The organism is Pseudomonas sp. DTU12.1, from assembly GCF_009873475.1.
Taxonomy (GTDB): Bacteria; Pseudomonadota; Gammaproteobacteria; order Pseudomonadales; family Pseudomonadaceae; genus Aquipseudomonas; species Aquipseudomonas proteolytica.
On the sequence record NZ_CP045254.1, the window covers coordinates 5,349,851 to 5,366,664 of the forward strand.

The 16,814-nt window shown below is 61.5% G+C and carries 16 protein-coding genes; 5 read left to right on the plus strand and 11 right to left on the minus strand.

The annotated features are described in order from the left end of the window. Positions 1 to 64: 64 nt before the first annotated feature. Positions 65 to 382 carry a hypothetical protein gene (locus tag GDV60_RS23700; RefSeq protein WP_092230650.1) on the minus strand — a complete coding sequence of 106 codons (318 nt, stop codon included), beginning with the start codon at positions 380 to 382 and terminating at the stop codon, positions 65 to 67. A gap of 262 nt (positions 383 to 644) precedes the next feature. On the opposite strand from GDV60_RS23700, the gene leuS reads away from it, so the two are divergent. The 5 genes from leuS to GDV60_RS23725 all read left to right on the plus strand — a co-directional run bounded on the left by leuS (position 645) and on the right by GDV60_RS23725 (position 6,724). Next, entirely contained in the window at positions 645 to 3,251 is a 2,607-nt protein-coding gene (gene leuS / locus GDV60_RS23705; RefSeq protein ID WP_159908907.1) for a leucine--tRNA ligase, read from the plus strand. A 90-nt stretch (positions 3,252 to 3,341) separates the two neighbouring features. Then, on the plus strand, positions 3,342 to 3,947 hold the full coding sequence (lptE, locus tag GDV60_RS23710) for an LPS assembly lipoprotein LptE (RefSeq protein WP_092230657.1): 606 nt from the start codon (positions 3,342 to 3,344) through the stop codon (positions 3,945 to 3,947). 39 nt (positions 3,948 to 3,986) lie between these two features. Next, a complete protein-coding gene (gene holA, locus GDV60_RS23715) occupies positions 3,987 to 5,024 on the plus strand; it encodes a DNA polymerase III subunit delta (RefSeq protein WP_029292250.1) in 1,038 nt (345 codons plus the stop codon). A gap of 148 nt (positions 5,025 to 5,172) precedes the next feature. After that, positions 5,173 to 5,337, plus strand: coding sequence for an alternative ribosome rescue factor ArfA (gene arfA, locus GDV60_RS23720; protein WP_003176285.1), 165 nt, complete (start codon positions 5,173 to 5,175; stop codon positions 5,335 to 5,337). 61 nt (positions 5,338 to 5,398) lie between these two features. Continuing rightward, entirely contained in the window at positions 5,399 to 6,724 is a 1,326-nt protein-coding gene (locus GDV60_RS23725; RefSeq protein WP_104910972.1) for a lytic murein transglycosylase, read from the plus strand. Positions 6,725 to 6,779: 55 nt separating this feature from the next. On the opposite strand, the gene GDV60_RS23730 is transcribed toward GDV60_RS23725, so the two are convergent. From GDV60_RS23730 to rlmH, 10 genes are all read right to left on the minus strand, one after another. Then, a complete protein-coding gene (locus tag GDV60_RS23730; protein WP_159908909.1) occupies positions 6,780 to 7,742 on the minus strand; it encodes an LD-carboxypeptidase in 963 nt (320 codons plus the stop codon). A 153-nt stretch (positions 7,743 to 7,895) separates the two neighbouring features. Next, positions 7,896 to 8,897: a lipoyl synthase gene (lipA, locus tag GDV60_RS23735; RefSeq protein ID WP_166647861.1), complete on the minus strand. Its 1,002-nt coding sequence runs from the start codon at positions 8,895 to 8,897 to the stop codon at positions 7,896 to 7,898. Positions 8,898 to 8,922: 25 nt separating this feature from the next. Then, positions 8,923 to 9,570 carry a lipoyl(octanoyl) transferase LipB gene (lipB, locus tag GDV60_RS23740; RefSeq protein ID WP_029292255.1) on the minus strand — a complete coding sequence of 216 codons (648 nt, stop codon included), beginning with the start codon at positions 9,568 to 9,570 and terminating at the stop codon, positions 8,923 to 8,925. Further along, positions 9,570 to 9,845 carry a DUF493 domain-containing protein gene (locus GDV60_RS23745; protein ID WP_015886061.1) on the minus strand — a complete coding sequence of 92 codons (276 nt, stop codon included), beginning with the start codon at positions 9,843 to 9,845 and terminating at the stop codon, positions 9,570 to 9,572. Before GDV60_RS23745 ends, lipB begins: the two co-directional genes overlap by 1 nt. A gap of 85 nt (positions 9,846 to 9,930) precedes the next feature. After that, positions 9,931 to 11,088, minus strand: a complete 1,158-nt coding sequence (locus GDV60_RS23750; RefSeq protein WP_029292257.1) for a D-alanyl-D-alanine carboxypeptidase family protein — start codon at positions 11,086 to 11,088, stop codon at positions 9,931 to 9,933. A gap of 183 nt (positions 11,089 to 11,271) precedes the next feature. Continuing rightward, positions 11,272 to 12,267: a septal ring lytic transglycosylase RlpA family protein gene (locus GDV60_RS23755; protein WP_029292258.1), complete on the minus strand. Its 996-nt coding sequence runs from the start codon at positions 12,265 to 12,267 to the stop codon at positions 11,272 to 11,274. Next, positions 12,267 to 13,277 (minus strand): lytic murein transglycosylase B, encoded by a 1,011-nt coding sequence (gene mltB / locus GDV60_RS23760; protein ID WP_029292259.1) that lies wholly within the window; start codon positions 13,275 to 13,277, stop codon positions 12,267 to 12,269. The genes GDV60_RS23755 and mltB overlap by 1 nt, the downstream gene beginning before the upstream one ends. A 17-nt stretch (positions 13,278 to 13,294) precedes the next feature. Beyond that, entirely contained in the window at positions 13,295 to 14,398 is a 1,104-nt protein-coding gene (rodA, locus tag GDV60_RS23765; RefSeq protein ID WP_050492738.1) for a rod shape-determining protein RodA, read from the minus strand. A gap of 31 nt (positions 14,399 to 14,429) precedes the next feature. Next, positions 14,430 to 16,325: a penicillin-binding protein 2 gene (mrdA, locus tag GDV60_RS23770; RefSeq protein WP_029292261.1), complete on the minus strand. Its 1,896-nt coding sequence runs from the start codon at positions 16,323 to 16,325 to the stop codon at positions 14,430 to 14,432. A 15-nt stretch (positions 16,326 to 16,340) separates the two neighbouring features. Next, positions 16,341 to 16,808, minus strand: a complete 468-nt coding sequence (gene rlmH / locus GDV60_RS23775; protein WP_104910974.1) for a 23S rRNA (pseudouridine(1915)-N(3))-methyltransferase RlmH — start codon at positions 16,806 to 16,808, stop codon at positions 16,341 to 16,343. Positions 16,809 to 16,814 lie beyond the last annotated feature (6 nt).

A 16,814-nucleotide genomic window follows, 5' to 3' on the forward strand; every position in this document is an offset into this window, starting at 1 on the left:
CGAAGCCTAAGGTGTAACGGGGTTTAGCGACAATCTTTACACGCGGTGGATAACGCTGATCAGGTTACTTGAATCGTGCAGACCGCAGCTTTTCCGGGCCACGGCTGGCCGACAAGTCCTTGAGCCATACCACCTTGGACGATCGCACCGCCTCCCTGGCTGGCACAGGAGCCACCCATTGCGGGATTGGGCGCGCGTTCAAGTCCAGGTAGGCCTTGATCACTTCAAACTCTGCGGGGCTCAAGCCTCGCAGTTCCAGCTCATCAGGCCGTTCGTCACGCAATCGGCCAGCGGTTCTGGCTGCGTCCAGTGCTCGACCCAAACGGTCGATCAGTCCTTCATACACGTCAGGTTTCGTTCTCATTCGCTGCGAATCAACCATCCCCTCACCTCATTAAAGATAAGTCTCACTCCCCAATAAACAGCGTAGCTGCGCTGACGCAACCAACCGCGCGCCGCGACCAACGGCCTGTGCTGCGCAATCAGGGTTTCCCTCGATAGAGTGGGGTCATGTATGCTACGGCGCTTCCTGTAACTCCACTTCCCGCAGGGTTTGGGCACGGACGCGCCGCTTTTTGGTGTCGATCAACCCGGACAATGCACCGAAGAGGATTAGGCCACCCCTATTCAGTTCAAAAGTAGCCATGCACGAACAATATCAGCCCCGTGAAATAGAAAATGCCGCCCAAACTTTCTGGGATGAGCAAAAGTCCTTTGAAGTCAGTGAACAGCCAGGCAAGGAGACTTACTACTGCCTATCGATGTTCCCTTACCCCAGCGGCAAACTACACATGGGGCACGTGCGTAACTACACCATCGGCGACGTGATTTCCCGCTATCAGCGCATGCTCGGCAAGAATGTCCTGCAACCTATGGGTTGGGACGCCTTCGGCATGCCTGCGGAAAACGCCGCGATGAAAAACAACGTAGCGCCCGCCAAGTGGACCTACGAAAACATCGCCTACATGAAGTCCCAGCTGCGCAGCCTGGGCCTGGCCGTGGACTGGTCCCGCGAAGTGACCACCTGCAAGCCGGACTACTACCGCTGGGAACAATGGCTGTTCACTCGCCTGTTCGAAAAAGGCGTGATCTACAAAAAAAGCGGCACCGTGAACTGGGACCCGGTCGACCAGACCGTCCTGGCCAACGAGCAAGTGATCGACGGTCGCGGCTGGCGTTCCGGCGCGCTGATCGAGAAGCGCGAAATCCCGATGTACTACTTCAAGATCACCGCCTACGCGGATGAACTCTTGTCGAGCCTCGACGACCTGCCGGGCTGGCCTGAACAGGTCAAGACCATGCAACGCAACTGGATCGGCAAGTCCAAGGGCATGGAAGTGCAGTTCCCGTACAACGTCGATTCCATCGGCGCCGAGGGCGCACTGAAAGTCTTCACTACCCGTCCGGACACCCTGATGGGCGCGACCTACGTCGCCGTGGCCGCGGAACACCCGCTGGCCACCCTGGCCGCCAAGAACAATCCTGAGCTGCAGGCTTTTATCGCCGAATGCAAAGGCGGCAGCGTGGCCGAAGCCGACGTCGCCACCCAGGAGAAAAAAGGCCTGCCGACCGGCCTGTTCGTCGAGCACCCGCTGACCGGTGAAAAACTGCCGGTGTGGGTCGCCAACTACGTGCTCATGCACTACGGCGATGGCGCAGTAATGGCCGTACCGGCCCACGATGAGCGCGACTTCGAATTCGCCACCAAGTACAACCTGCCGATCAAGTCGGTGGTACGCACCAGCTCCGGCGACAGCAACCCGGCCCCGTGGCAAGACGCCTACGGCGAGCACGGCACCCTGATCAACTCCGGCGAGTTCGACGGCCTGGACTTCGCAGGCGCTTTCGACGCCATGGAAGTCGCCCTGATCAAGAAAAACCTTGGTGCCTCGCGCACCCAGTTCCGCCTGCGCGACTGGGGTATCAGCCGCCAGCGCTACTGGGGCTGCCCGATCCCGATCATCCACTGCGAAAGCTGTGGCGATGTGCCAGTGCCGGAAGACCAACTGCCGGTGGTACTGCCAGAAGACGTGGTGCCAGACGGCGCCGGCTCGCCGCTGGCGCGCATGCCCGAGTTCTACGAGTGCACCTGCCCCAAATGCGGCCAGCCTGCCAAGCGTGAAACCGACACCATGGACACCTTCGTCGAGTCCTCGTGGTACTACGCCCGCTACGCCTCGCCGCACTATGAAGGCGGTCTGGTGGAAAAATCCGCAGCCGACCACTGGTTGCCGGTGGATCAGTACATCGGCGGTATCGAACACGCGATTCTGCACCTGCTCTACGCGCGCTTCTTCCACAAGCTGATGCGCGACGAAGGCCTGGTGAGCTCCGACGAGCCGTTCAAGAACCTGCTGACCCAAGGCATGGTGATCGCCGACACTTACTATCGCCGCGAAGCCAATGGCGCCTACACCTGGTTCAACCCGGCGGACGTCGAGTTGGAGCGCGACAGCAAGGCCAAGGTGATCAGCGCCAAGTTGAAATCCGACGGCCTGCCGGTGGAAATCGGCGGCACTGAGAAAATGGCCAAGTCGAAGAACAACGGCGTTGACCCGCAGTCGATGATCGATCAGTTCGGCGCCGATACCTGCCGCCTGTTCATGATGTTCGCCTCGCCTCCCGATATGAGCGCCGAATGGTCGGACTCCGGCGTCGAAGGCTCGCACCGCTTCCTCAAGCGCGTCTGGCGCCTGGCCCATGCCCATATCAGCCAGGGCTTGCCGGGCAAACTGGACGTGGCGTCGCTGAACGATGAGCAAAAACTGATTCGCCGCAGCACTCACCTGGCCATCAAGCAAGCCAGCCAGGACGTGGGCCAGCATCACAAGTTCAACACCGCTATCGCCCAGGTGATGACGCTGATGAACGTGCTGGAAAAAGCCCCGCAGATCACCGAGCAGGACCGCGCGCTGGTACAGGAAGGCCTCGAAACCGTCGTGCTGCTGCTGGCGCCGATTACTCCGCACATCAGCCACGACCTGTGGAGCCAGCTGGGCCACAGCGGCGCGGTGATCGACGCTACATGGCCGGTCGCGGATGACAGCGCCCTGGTACAGGACACGCTGCAACTGGTGATTCAGGTCAACGGCAAACTGCGCGGCCAGATCGACATGCCCGCCAGCGCCAGCCGTGAAGAAGTCGAAGCCGCTGCTCGCTGCAATGAGAACGTGCTGCGCTTCACCGAAGGCCTGACGATCCGCAAAGTGATCGTGGTGCCCGGCAAACTGGTCAATATCGTCGCTAGCTAATCGGATCGGGCGCCGGGGCAAGAACCCTGGCGCCGAACAAAACCTCCAGGGCCTCGATAAGGCCCACATGGTTTCAAGGGGAGCAATAAAATGATCAAACGCAACCTGCTGGTTATGGGCCTTGCCGTATTGCTGAGCGCTTGCGGCTTCCAGCTGCGCGGCACCGGCACCACGGAACTGGCGATCAAGGAACTGGATGTCAGCGCACGCAACGCCTATGGCGAAACCGTGACCCAACTGCGCCAAACCCTGGAAAACAGCGGCGTAAAAGTCTATCCCGGTGCGGCTTACAAGCTGGTGCTGACTGACGAGAAAGAAACCCAGCGTAATCTCAGCTACGCTAGTGCCGGCCGCTCTTCGGACATCGAGCTGAGCAACATTCTCATGTTCCAGATCCAGGGCCACGACCAACTGCCGCTGATCAGCGACAAGTTGCAAGTGCAGAAGGTCGTGACTCATGACGGCAACAATCTGGTCGGCTCGGACACCGAGGTCAATCAGGTGCGCACTGAAATGCGTCGTGACCTGGTCCAGCGTATGGTGCTACGCCTGCAAATGATCAGCCCGGCCCAACTGGATGCCCTGCAGCAGACTGCCGACGCCAAGGCCAAGGCGGACGCCGAAGCGCTGAAAGCCGCGCAAGACTATGAAAACAGCATCCCCAAGCAATCGCCTGTTGAAGTCCCAGCCGAGTAAACCAGACGGGGCGCGTCAAGCGCCCCGTTCACCCTGCCTATGAAACTCGCTCCCGCCCAACTCGCCAAACACTTGCAAGGCAACCTCGCGCCTGTATACATCGTCAGTGGCGATGATCCGCTGCTGTGCCAGGAAGCCGCCGACACCATTCGCCAGGCTGCGCGCCAGCAAGGCTTTGATGAACGCCAAGTGTTCAGCGCCGATGCCAGCTTCGACTGGGGCACCCTGCTCCAGGCCGGGGCCAGCATGTCGCTGTTTGCCGAAAAACGCTTGCTGGAGTTGCGCCTGCCCTCGGGCAAGCCTGGGGATAAAGGCGCGGCAGCCCTGATGGAATACTGTTCACGCCCCGCCGAGGACACGCTGTTGCTGATCAGCCTGCCCAAGCTCGATGGCAGCGCGCAGAAAACCAAATGGGGCAAGGCCTTGGTGGAAGGGGCGCAAACCCAGTTCATCCAGATCTGGCCGGTCGACAGCAGCCAGTTGCCGCAATGGATTCGCCAGCGCTTGTCGCAAGCCGGGCTGTCTGCCACCCAAGATGCTGTCGAGCTGATTGCTGCTCGGGTCGAAGGCAACCTGCTGGCCGCCGCCCAGGAAATCGAAAAGCTCAAGCTGATGGCCGAAGACGGGCAGATCACCGTCGAAACCGTGCAAGGTGCGGTGGCCGACAGTGCAAGGTTTGACGTATTCGGGCTGGTGGACGCGATCCTCAATGGCGAACCGGCGCATGCCCTGCGCATGCTCGAAGGGCTGCGCGGCGAAGGTGTGGAGCCGCCAGTGATTCTCTGGGCCCTGGCCCGCGAACTGCGTGTGCTGGCCAATATTGCCCTGCAATACAGCCAGGGCACGCCACTGGACAAATGTTTCAGCCAGGCCCGCCCGCCGGTCTGGGACAAACGCAAGCCCCTGATGAGCAAGGCGCTGCAACGGCACTCGGCGCAACGCTGGGCGCAATTGCTGCTCGAAGCCCAGCGCATCGATGCGCAGATCAAGGGCCAGGCTGCCGGGTCGCCGTGGATGAGTTTGAGCCGTTTGTCGCTGCTTATGTCCGGCCAACGCCTGACACTGCCTGCCGAATAATAAATCCTCCAGAGCAACACAAAACAATGTGGGAGCGGCATTTCACATTCAGACCGAGGCCATGTCCTACATCGCGCCGGGCTGGACAGCCGGCCAACTTCGGCAGATGATTCGCAGCGCATTACCCACCTATCGGAGAGCACCGATCATGAGCAAAAAGCCATCCAAGCATGGCCCCAACAAGGCCAAATCCATCATCGCCCAGCCGTTGTTCCGCAGTCGCCAGGAACGAGCCGGCAAAGGCAAAGGCAGCTACCGCCGCGAAGCCTTCCAGTCTAATAGCTGGGAGGCTTCTTACTTTCTGGCTGCCTGAAGGCAAGTGCCCCTCTGGCATGATAAGGTCTGCACCTGATTCGTATTTCCTGGACCTGTGCATGCCCTCTAGTCTTTCCCGTCGTTGGCACCTTCGCCAATTGATTGCTGCCTCCAGCCTGATCCTGTTAGTCGCCTGCGCCGAAAAACCCACCGCCGCCGACGCTCAGCCCCTGCCCACACTCCAGACCGCACCGGTTGCTGCACCCGCCGTAGTTGCGCCCCTGGCCGTGACCAATCTCGATATCCAACCGACCCAGACCTTCGCCGAATGGCAGGCGGGTTTTCGCGTCGAAGCCCTGAAGGCCGGCATTACGCCTGCAGTGTTCGACAGCGCCTTCGCCAACGTCACCCCTGACATGGCGATCATCCGTGCCGACCGCAGCCAACCGGAGTTCTCCCGGCCGGTGTGGGAATACCTCAACGGTGCCCTGTCGGCGTTGCGCGTGCGCAATGGCCAGGCATTGCTGATCAAGCATGCCGATATCCTGCAAAGCATCGAACAACGCTACGGCGTGGACCGCCAGGTATTGGTCTCGGTGTGGGGCATGGAAAGCAACTTCGGCTCCTTCCAGGGCAACAACTCGGTGATCCGCTCCCTGGCGACCCTGGCCTACGAAGGCCGCCGCCCGGCATTCGCCCAGGCGCAATTGCTGGCCGCGCTGCAAATCATCCAGCATGGTGATATCCCGGCCGAACAGATGCGCGGTTCCTGGGCCGGTGCCATGGGCCAGACCCAGTTCATTCCAACCACCTATAACACCCACGCGGTGGACTTCGATGGCGACGGTCGCCGCGATATCTGGAATAGCTCGGCCGACGCCCTCGCCTCCACCGCGCACTACCTGCAAAGCTCTGGCTGGCAGAAGGGCCAGCCGTGGGGCTTTGAAGTGCAGCAATTGCCAACGAACTTCGACTACGCCCTGGCCGATGGCGTGGTGCGCAAGCCGGTGGGCGAATGGTTGAAACTCGGGCTGCAGGTGCCGGCCGGCGCCAGCGTGCCGCCCAACGTAGACACCCTGTCCGCTGCCCTGCTACTGCCGGCAGGCCACCGTGGCCCGGCATTCCTGGTGCTGGATAACTTCCGCGCGATCCTCAAGTACAACAACTCGTCGTCCTACGCCCTGGCAGTCGGCCTGTTGTCCGAGCGTTTTGGTGGGGGCGGCGTGATTCGTGGGGATTGGCCAACGGACGAACTGCCACTGACCCGCTCCCAGCGTATCGAGTTGCAGACGGTGTTGAGTGCCAAGGGTTATGAGGCGGGCAACCCGGATGGGATTATCGGCGCCAATACGCGCAAGGCGATTCGTGCGGCGCAGCAGTCGTTGGGCTGGCCGGCGGATGGGTACCCGACGGTGAAGTTACTGGAGTCGTTGCAGAACCGCTGATGGGCTTGGTGGTGAGCGGGCTTGTCACAAAAGCCCGTTCGTCACAGCGCAGTGCCTAGTCAACAAAAAGCACTGGCCCACTAAAGTCAGGCTTACGCACCACATCCTGCTCCAACACCAACCGCTGCTCCCCCGCATCCAGGCGCACCAAAGCGCCTATCGGCAAGGTCAGGTTCGGGTCGCAATGGCCGCTGCGCCAGCCGGACAGGACCGGGATGCATAACGGTGCGAACGTCTGTTTCAGCAGCCTGTCCAGCGCCGCGCTATCTACCCCCGCTACATCCCCCACCAGCACACCGCGAACCTGCGCCAACTTGCCCGCCAGGCGCAAATGCGTCAGTAGGCGGTCGATGCGGTAGATCGGTTCGTTGACGTCCTCGATAAACAGGATGATGCCCTCGGCATCGATTTCGAACGGCGTGCCCATCACGGCCGCGATCATTGACAGGTTGCCCCCCAACAGGCGCCCACTGGCGATGCCTGGCTCAACGGTGGTCAACGGGTAGGCCACCGGGTGCGCTAGCACACTGCCAGCCCCCAGTTGCCCACGCAGCAGGCTGAACAGTGATGATTCGGTGGGTTGTTGCTTGTCACCGAGCAGGTCGGCATTGAGCATCGGGCCGTGGAAGGTCACAAAACCGGCGTAGCGGCTGATCGCCAAGTGCAGCGCGGTGATATCGCTGTAGCCGACGAAGGGCTTGGGGTTGGCGGCCAGCAGGGCGAAATCCACGCCGTCGAGCAAACGTGGAGTGCCGTAGCCACCGCGCAGGCAGAAGATGGCGTCGATATCGGGGTCGGCGAAGGCTGCATGCAGGTCGCGCAGGCGTACTTTATCGCTGCCGGCCAGGTAGCCGTCGCGCTCGTACACCCCCGAGAAGATCCGCAGCTCGTAGCCGCGGGTACGCATCCATTGCCCGGCCTTTTCCACATCCAGCGCGGCAGGGCCGGCGGGGGCGATCAGGCCGATAGTGCCTTCAGCTCGCAACGCGGGTACGACGGCACTCGCTTGAGCGGTCATCCATGTTCTCCCTATCTGTAGCGCAGAACCCAATGTGGGAGCGGGCTTGCTCGCGATGCAGGCGCCTCGGTATATCAGTTGCACCGAGGTGATGCTATCGCGGGCAAGCCCGCTCCCACACAAGCCCGCACTCCACATTGATTGCGGTGCGGCTTACGAAACCAGGCTCGCCTTGACCAGCTTGGCCTGCTCGTCGGCGTGGTACGACGAACGCACCAGCGGACCCGACGCGACGTTCTTGAAGCCCATCTTGTAGCCTTCTTCGGCAAACCAGGCAAAGGTGTCCGGGTGCACGAAGCGCTGTACCGGCAAGTGGCTACGCGATGGCTGCAGGTACTGGCCGAGGGTCAGCATGTCGATGTCATGCTCGCGCATGCGCTTCATGACTTCGATCACTTCATCGTCGGTTTCGCCCAGGCCCAGCATCAGGCCGGACTTGGTCGGGATGTGCGGCATCATCTGCTTGAATTTCTGCAGCAGGGTCAGCGACCACTGGTAGTCCGAACCCGGGCGCGCGGCCTTGTACAGGCGTGGCACGGTTTCCAGGTTGTGGTTGAACACATCTGGAGGCTCGGCAGCGGTGATTTCCAGGGCGACATCCATGCGGCCGCGGTAGTCCGGGACCAGGGTCTCAAGCATCACGTTCGGCGACAGCTTGCGGATTTCGCGGATGCAGTCGGCAAAGTGCTGGGCACCGCCGTCACGCAGGTCGTCGCGGTCTACAGAGGTGATGACCACGTACTTGAGCTTCAGGTCGGCAATGGCGATGGCCAGGCTTTCTGGCTCGTTGACGTCCAGTGGCTTCGGCCGGCCATGACCAACGTCGCAGAACGGGCAACGACGGGTGCAGATATCACCCATGATCATGAAGGTGGCGGTGCCACCGGAGAAGCACTCACCCAGGTTCGGGCAGGAGGCTTCTTCACACACGCTGTGCAGCTTGTGTTTACGCAGCAGCGCCTTGATACGGTCGACTTCCGGCGAAACCGGGATGCGGACGCGGATCCAGTCGGGCTTTTTCGGCAGTTCGGTGGTCGGAATGATCTTCACCGGGATGCGTGCAACCTTCTCGGCGCCGCGCAGCTTGACGCCGGCTTCCACCTTGGCACGCGGAGCCGGGGCCGGACGGTCGGTAATGTCCAGCGTCGGGATCATGGTTTGCACAACATCAGTAGTCATATCAGTCGATTCCGCCCGTCAGGGTCGTCTGCTCAGCATAGTCGAGGTGTTTGACGAGCTGCGCGCGCAGCCGGGCACTTACCTCGGCAAATTCTATGGGTGTTGCGTGATCGCTCAACTGGGTCATGGCCAAACCGGCGTAACCACAGGGATTGATCCGGCGAAACGGCGCCAGGTCCATGTCCACGTTCAGGGCCAGGCCATGAAAGGAACAACCATGGCGGATGCGCAGGCCCAGGGAGGCGATTTTCGCGCCGTCGACATACACTCCGGGTGCATCGGGCTTGGCCGCTGCCGTTACGCCGTAGCTGGCCAAGAGTTCGATCAGGCAGTTTTCCATGCGACTGACCAGCTCGCGCACGCCATAACCCAGCTTGCGCACATCCAGCAGCAGATAGGCCACCAGTTGCCCGGGCCCATGGTAAGTCACTTGGCCACCTCGGTCGACCTGCACCACCGGAATATCACCCGGAAGTAGTAGATGTTCGGCCTTGCCAGCCTGGCCCTGGGTGAACACTGGCGGGTGTTCCACCAGCCAGATTTCATCAGGAGCCGAAGTGCCACGCTCGTTGGTGAACCGTTGCATCGCATGCCAAACCGGCTCGTAGGCCATCTGGCCGAGCTCGCGAAAGCCCAGGACCTGTGACATCACAACACCATGTGCACGAAGCCGGTGGCCCGCAGTTCACTGTTGATGTTGTAGAGCTGGTCTTGATCAGTCGCAACGATGTGCAACTGGATCGTGGTGTATTTGCCGGTAGAGCTGGAGCGCTCATCCACGCGCTGATCGTTGATCGTAGCGTGCTTGCGCACGATTTCGAGGATCAGGTCTTTACGGCCTACACCGGTATCGCTGATCACCTTGATGGGATAGTCCACCACCGGGAATTCGATCTTTGGCGCCTTTACTTCTTTATCGGTCATGGCGTAACGGCCTCGTAAGCGGTAAGCCGTGGCGACGGGCAAAGCCCCGCGTCGGATCAACGCGGGGCTTTGCGGGTGCACACAATCAGTTGAACAAGCCGTAGAAGAATAGACGGATGCTATCCCACACGCGGCGGAAGATACCACCTTCCTCAACGGCGTCGAGCGCGATCAGATCGGCGCTGTGTACGACTTTGTCGTCCAGCTTCACTTCGACTTTACCGATCACATCGCCCTTGGCGATAGGCGCGGTCAGTTGTGGGTTCATGGTCATGCTGGCAGCCAGTTTCTTCAGCTGGCCTTTAGGCATGGTCAGGGTCAGGTCATCAGCCAGGCCGGCCTTGACTTGACGCTCGGTGCCTTTCCAGACCGGAGCCTGGGCCAGTTCAGCGCCCTTCTGGTAGAAGGTCTGGGTTTCGAAGAAGCGGAAACCGTAGGTCAGCAGCTTCTGGGTTTCAGCCGCACGAGCCTGCTCGCTGTTGGTGCCGAACACTACGGCGATCAAGCGTTGGCCATCACGTACAGCCGAGGACACCATGCAGTAGCCGGCTTCGTCGGTGTGGCCGGTTTTCAGGCCATCCACAGTCTTGTCACGCCACAGCAGCAGATTGCGGTTAGGCTGCTTGATGTTGTTCCAGAAGAACTCTTTCTGGGAGTAGATGGCGTAGTGCACCGGGTCGACACGAATGATCGCGCGCGCCAGGATCGCCATGTCATGGGCCGACGAGTAGTGGTCTGGGTTCGGCAGGCCGGTCGGGTTCATGAAGTGGCTGTTGGTCATGCCCAGGTCAGTCACGGTTTTGTTCATCATGTCGGCGAATGCATCTTCGCTGCCGGCAATGTGCTCGGCCAGGGCGACGCTGGCGTCGTTACCGGACTGGATGATGATGCCGTGCAGCAGGTCGCTGACAGTCACCTGGGAGCCGACCTTGATGAACATCCGCGAACCGCCGGTACGCCAGGCGTTTTCGCTGACGGTTACCGGATCGTTTTCACCGATCTGGCCACGACGGATTTCCAGGGTCGCGATGTAGGCGGTCATCAGTTTGGTCAGGCTGGCCGGCGGGAGGCGCTGGTCACCATTGTTTTCGACCAGCACGTTGCCGCTGGCGGCATCCATGAGCACGTAGGACTTGGCAGCCAGTTGCGGTGGCGCTGGCATCATTTCGACGGCCCAGGCAGCGGGCGCGATGATCAGCGGGACAAGCAGGCACAGGCGTTTGGCTAAGGTGGTGATGTTCATCCGTCTCTCGAAATTGCTTATGGAAACTTGCCCTCGCGGGCAAAACTATTCAGACAACCCGTTGCCAGGCTGTCGCGTATTCAGTTGCCAGCTCAACCCTTGCCTTCGGGTTTTTATTATTCGACGAGCCTGCAACCAGGGCCCCGGCACGCAAGCGCACCAGCACCCTAGATCCGCTACTGCTTATTCGGCGCTGACCACGCTGGGCTGACCCAGGTTGGCCAATCGCACGCTGTTCTGCACCTGGGCAATCTCGCCCGCCGAGCCGATGGGGCCCAGGCGTACACGGTGCAGGGTCTGCTGGTTACGCACGATGGAGCTGATAAACACCGGCGCGCTGACCATCCCGCTGAGCTTGGACCTTAACAGTTCTGCCGCATCCGGGTTGGCGAAAGCGCCGACTTGCAGGTATTGCCCGCCCGCCGCACTACCCGGCGCCGCCTGTGGCACGGCCACGACTGGCGCGGCGTGTTGCTGGGGCGGCGGCGTCCACTGCTCGACCTTGCCCGCCGAGGCGGTGATCTGCGGTTGCGCGCTTTGTGGCTCGTTGAGCATCAATGGCGCCGGCTTGCCGCGCTGCGCCCAATACTGGGCAGGGTCGATGCCTTCGACCTTGACCCGCGCCGTGCCGGTTTCGGCATAGCCGAGTTTTTTCGCGGCGGCGTAGGACAAGTCGATGATTCGGTCGGAATAGAACGGCCCACGGTCGTTGACCCGCAGGATCACCGTGCGGTTGTTGTCAAGGTTGGTCACGCGCACATAGGCAGGCAGCGGCAGGGTCTTGTGCGCCGCGCTCATGCCGTACAGGTCATACACCTCGCCGTTGGCGGTGTTCTGGCCGTGGAACTTGGTGCCGTACCAGGACGCCGTGCCCGACTGCACGTAGTTCTTGGACTCTTGCAGCGGGAAGTAGGTCTTGCCCAGCACCGTGTAGGGGTTGGCTTTGTAGTTGCCGGTATGCAGGGTCGGCGTGGCATCCGGGATACGCGAGACGTCGACGTCCCACCACGGCGCGCCGTCCTTGTGGGCACGGTTGATGTCCAGCCCCGGCTGCGCGCGGACTACCGGGCCACCGGCCTTCTGCACCGGCGCTCGGCTGGTGGAGCAACTGACAACCAGCAAGGACAATGCGGCCAGCGCCACCAGCTTGAGCGGTTTATTGATCGGCGATACCCGCATTACTTGACGCCCCGTGCTTGAACCAGCATGTCTGACAGCTGATGCACGGCCATGGCGTACATCACACTGCGGTTATAACGCGTGATTGCGTAAAAATTCTTCAGGCCCATCCAATATTCCGGGCCGTCTGCACCTTCCAGGCGGAAGGCGGTAACCGGCATATCATCGCGCAGCGCATCATGACTTGACCAGCCCAGCGCCCGCAACTCCCCGACGGTTTTCACCGGCTCGATGCCCTGGGTCAGGCCCTCATCGGCGCGATCGCCCGTGACGTCAGCACGGATCACCACCGGTTCGCCACCTACCCAGCCATGACGCTTGAAGTAACTGGCAACACTGCCAATGGCATCATCGGGATTGCTCCAGATATTGATATGGCCATCACCGTCAAAATCCACGGCGTAGGCGCGAAAGCTGCTGGGCATGAACTGTGGCAGGCCCATGGCGCCGGCGTAGGAGCCTTTGAGGGTCAACGGGTCGACCTGCTCCTCGCGGGCCAACAGCAGGAACTCACGCAGTTCCTTGCGGAAGAACTCGGCACGGGGCGGGTAATCGAAGCCCAGGGTCGACAAGGCGTCGATCACCCGGTAACTGCCGGTATTGCGCCCGTAAAAGGTTTCAACGCCGATGATCGACACGATCACCTGGGCCGGCACGCCATATTCCTGCTCGGCGCGGGCCAGCACGGCCTCGTGCTGCCGCCAGAAATCCACGCCCCTGGCCACGCGGGCGTCAGTCAGGAACATCGGACGATATTCCTTCCACTGCTTGACGCGCTCGGCGGGCCGGGAGATCGCGTCGAGGATCGACTGCTTGCGCTGCGCCTCGCGGAATACACCCATCAGTTGTTCGCCGGCGAAACCATAGTCACGGGTCATCTCACCGACAAATTCGGCGACCTGGGGCGAGCCGTCGTAATCGCCGGCCAGGGCGGGCGGCGAAGCGCCAAAGGCGCCCAACAGGCCCAGACAGGACGCGTATCGAGCAGCCCAGCCGCGCATTGCTTGCATTGACATCTTCACCTTATTCAAACCTGTGCGATCCACTTGCGATGGGTATGGATCGACATCAAAACCCCAAACGCTGACAGTAATGTCACCAGCGAAGTTCCGCCGTAGCTAATGAACGGCAACGGCACCCCAACCACCGGCAGCAGGCCACTGACCATACCGATGTTGACGAAAACGTAAACAAAAAAAGTCATTGTCAGCGCACCGGCGAGCAATTTGCCGAACAACGTCTGCGCTTGTGCGGTAATCACCAGGCCGCGCCCGATCAACAACAAGTAGATCAACAGCAGTGCGCAGATACCCACCAGGCCGAACTCCTCGCCCATCACCGCAATAATAAAGTCGGTGTGGCTTTCCGGCAGGAAGTCCAGGTGGGACTGGGTGCCCAGCAACCAGCCCTTGCCAAACACGCCGCCGGAACCGATCGCGGCCTTGGACTGGATGATATTCCAGCCGGTGCCCAGCGGATCGCTCTCGGGATCGAGGAAGGTCAGGACCCGCTGTTTCTGATAGTCATGCATGAAAAAGAACCACATGGCGACAGCCACCGGCACGGCCGCCACCAGCACGCTGACGATCCAGCGCCAGCGCAGGCCGCCCATGAACAGCACGAACGCACCGCCGGCGAGGATCAGCAGGCCGGTGCCGAGGTCCGGCTGGCGCACAATCAGGATGAAGGGAATGCCGATCAGGATCAGGCTTATCCCCACATGCTTGAGCTGCGGCGGCAAGGTGCGCTTGGCCAGGTACCAGGCGATCGTGGCCGGCATCAGGATCTTCATGAATTCCGACGGCTGGAAGCGAATCACCCCGGGGATATTGATCCAGCGGGTGGCGCCCATGGCGTTATGCCCCATGACGTCCACCACCACCAGCAACAGTACGCCGGCGACGTAGCCCAGCGGCACCCAGCGCGCCATGAAGCGCGGCTCCAGCTGGGCGATCACGACCATCGACAACAGGCCCAGGCCAAACGACGACGCCTGCTTGATCAACAGATCCCAGTTCTTGCCACTGGCCGAATACAGCACGAACAGGCTGCCGGCCGCCAGGGTCAGCAGCAGGATCAGCAAGGGGCCATCAATGTGCATGCGCTGCAACAAGGTGGCGCGGCGACGCATCACATCCTCACTGGAGAGAATGCGGTCAAAATTACTCTTCACGGGCCGTAGCCTCCGCGCTTGAAGGGTTGGCAAACTCAGGCCTGAGCTTGCCGTCCTGGTCCAGCAACCAGGCGTCCATGATCTGGCGCACCACCGGGGCGGCCACGCCGGAACCGGACTCGCCGTTCTCGACCATCACCGCCACGGTGATCTTCGGGTTGTCGGCCGGGGCAAAACCGACGAACAAGGCGTGGTCGCGATGGCGTTCCTGGACCTTGGAGCGGTCGTACTTCTCGCCCTGCTTGATTGCCACCACCTGGGCGGTACCGCTCTTGCCGGCAATCCGGTACTGCGCGCCAGCGGCGGCCTTGCGCGCCGTGCCCCGGGCACCGTGCATGACTTGCTGCATACCGTGGTTGACCTTGGTCCAGTCGGACGGGTCGCGCAGGATGATGTCCGCAATCGGGTTTTCATCCACCGGCTTTTCACCCTCGATGGTCTTGGCCAGGTGCGGGCGAATCCACTTGCCCTTGCTGGCCACCAGCGCCGTGGCCTGGGCCAGTTGCAAGGGGGTGGCCTGCATGTAGCCCTGGCCGATCCCCAGGATCAGGGTCTCGCCCGGGAACCAGGCCTGGCGCCGGGTGGCGCGCTTCCACTCCCGGGAAGGCATCAGGCCCGGGGATTCTTCAAACATGTCCAGGGATACTTTCTGACCCAGGCCGAACTTGCCCATGTAGGTCGACAAACGATCAATCCCCAGCTTATGGGCCAGGTCATAGAAGTAGGTGTCGTTGGAACGCATGATCGCCGTGTCCAGGTCCACATAGCCGTCGCCGGTGCGGTTCCAGTTACGGTACTTGTGATCGTAGTTGGGCAACATGTAATAGCCCGGATCGTAGACCCGGCTGGAAGCGGTGACCACACCCGCGTCCAGGCCGGCAATCGCCACCGCCGGCTTGATGGTCGAGCCCGGCGGATACAGACCGCGCAGCACCCGGTTGAACAGTGGCCGGTCAATGGAGTCGCGCAATTCGGCATAGGCCTTGAAGCTGATCCCGGTCACGAACAGGTTGGGGTCGAAACTCGGCTGGCTGACCATCGCCAGCACCTCGCCCGTGTTCGGATCCAGCGCCACCACCGCGCCACGACGCCCGCCGAGGGCCATTTCTGCGGCCTCCTGCAGCTTGATATCCAGGCTCAGGACAATGTCCTTGCCGGGAATCGGGTCGGTCCGCTTGAGCACCCGCAGCACGCGGCCGCGGGCGTTGGTCTCGACTTCCTCGTAACCCACCTGGCCGTGCAACTGCGGCTCGTAGAAACGCTCGATACCGGTTTTGCCGATATGGTGCGTACCGCTGTAATTGACCGGGTCGAGGGTTTTCAGCTCTTTCTCGTTGATCCGCCCCATGTAACCAACCGAGTGGGCAAAGTGCGCCCCTTGCGGGTAGTGGCGCACCAACTGCGCCACCACTTCCACACCCGGTAGGCGGAACTGGTTCACCGCAATCCTGGCGATCTGTTCTTCGGTCAGCTCAAACAGGATCGGCACCGGTTCGAACGGGCGGCGCCCCTGTTTCATGCGTTTTTCGAAGATCACACGGTCTTCCGGGGTCAGTTGCAGCACCTCGACGATCACATCGAGGACCTGCGGCCAATCACCGGAGCGTTCGCGGGTCATGCTCAGGCTGAAACTGGGCCGGTTATCGGCGATCACCACACCATTGCGGTCGAAAATCAGGCCACGGGTCGGCGGAATCGGTTGCACATGCACCCGGTTGTTTTCCGACAACGTGGAGTGATACTCGTACTGAATCACCTGCAGGTAATACAGACGGGCGATCAACACGCACATCAACGCCACCACCGCGATAGCGCCAAAGATCACCCGCGCGCGTACAAGGCGTGCGTCTTTCTCGTGGTCCTTGATGCGGATCGGCTGGGTCATCAGGCAGGGCGCAGACTATTTGTGGTAAGGGTGCCCGGACAGAACTGTCCAGGCGCGATACAGCTGTTCACCAATCAGGATCCGCACCAGCGGATGGGGCAACGTCAGGGGCGACAGCGACCAGCGCTGATCGGCCCGCGCGCAGACTTCCGGCGCCAGCCCCTCGGGGCCGCCGACCATGAAGTTGACCGTACGCGAGTCCAGGCGCCAACGATCCAGCTCCACCGCCAACTGCTCGGTGCTCCAGGGCTTGCCGTGCACCTCAAGGGTGACGATGCGCTCGTTGGTACCGACCTTGGCCAGCATCGCCTCGCCTTCCTGACGGATAAAACGCGCCACGTCGGCGTTCTTGCCCCGGGTGTTGAGCGGTATTTCCACCAGTTCCAGCGCAAGCTCGGATGGCAGACGCTTGGCATACTCATGCCAGCCTTCTTCCACCCACTTGGGCATGCGTGAACCGACAGCAATCAGACGCAGGCGCACAGCCGT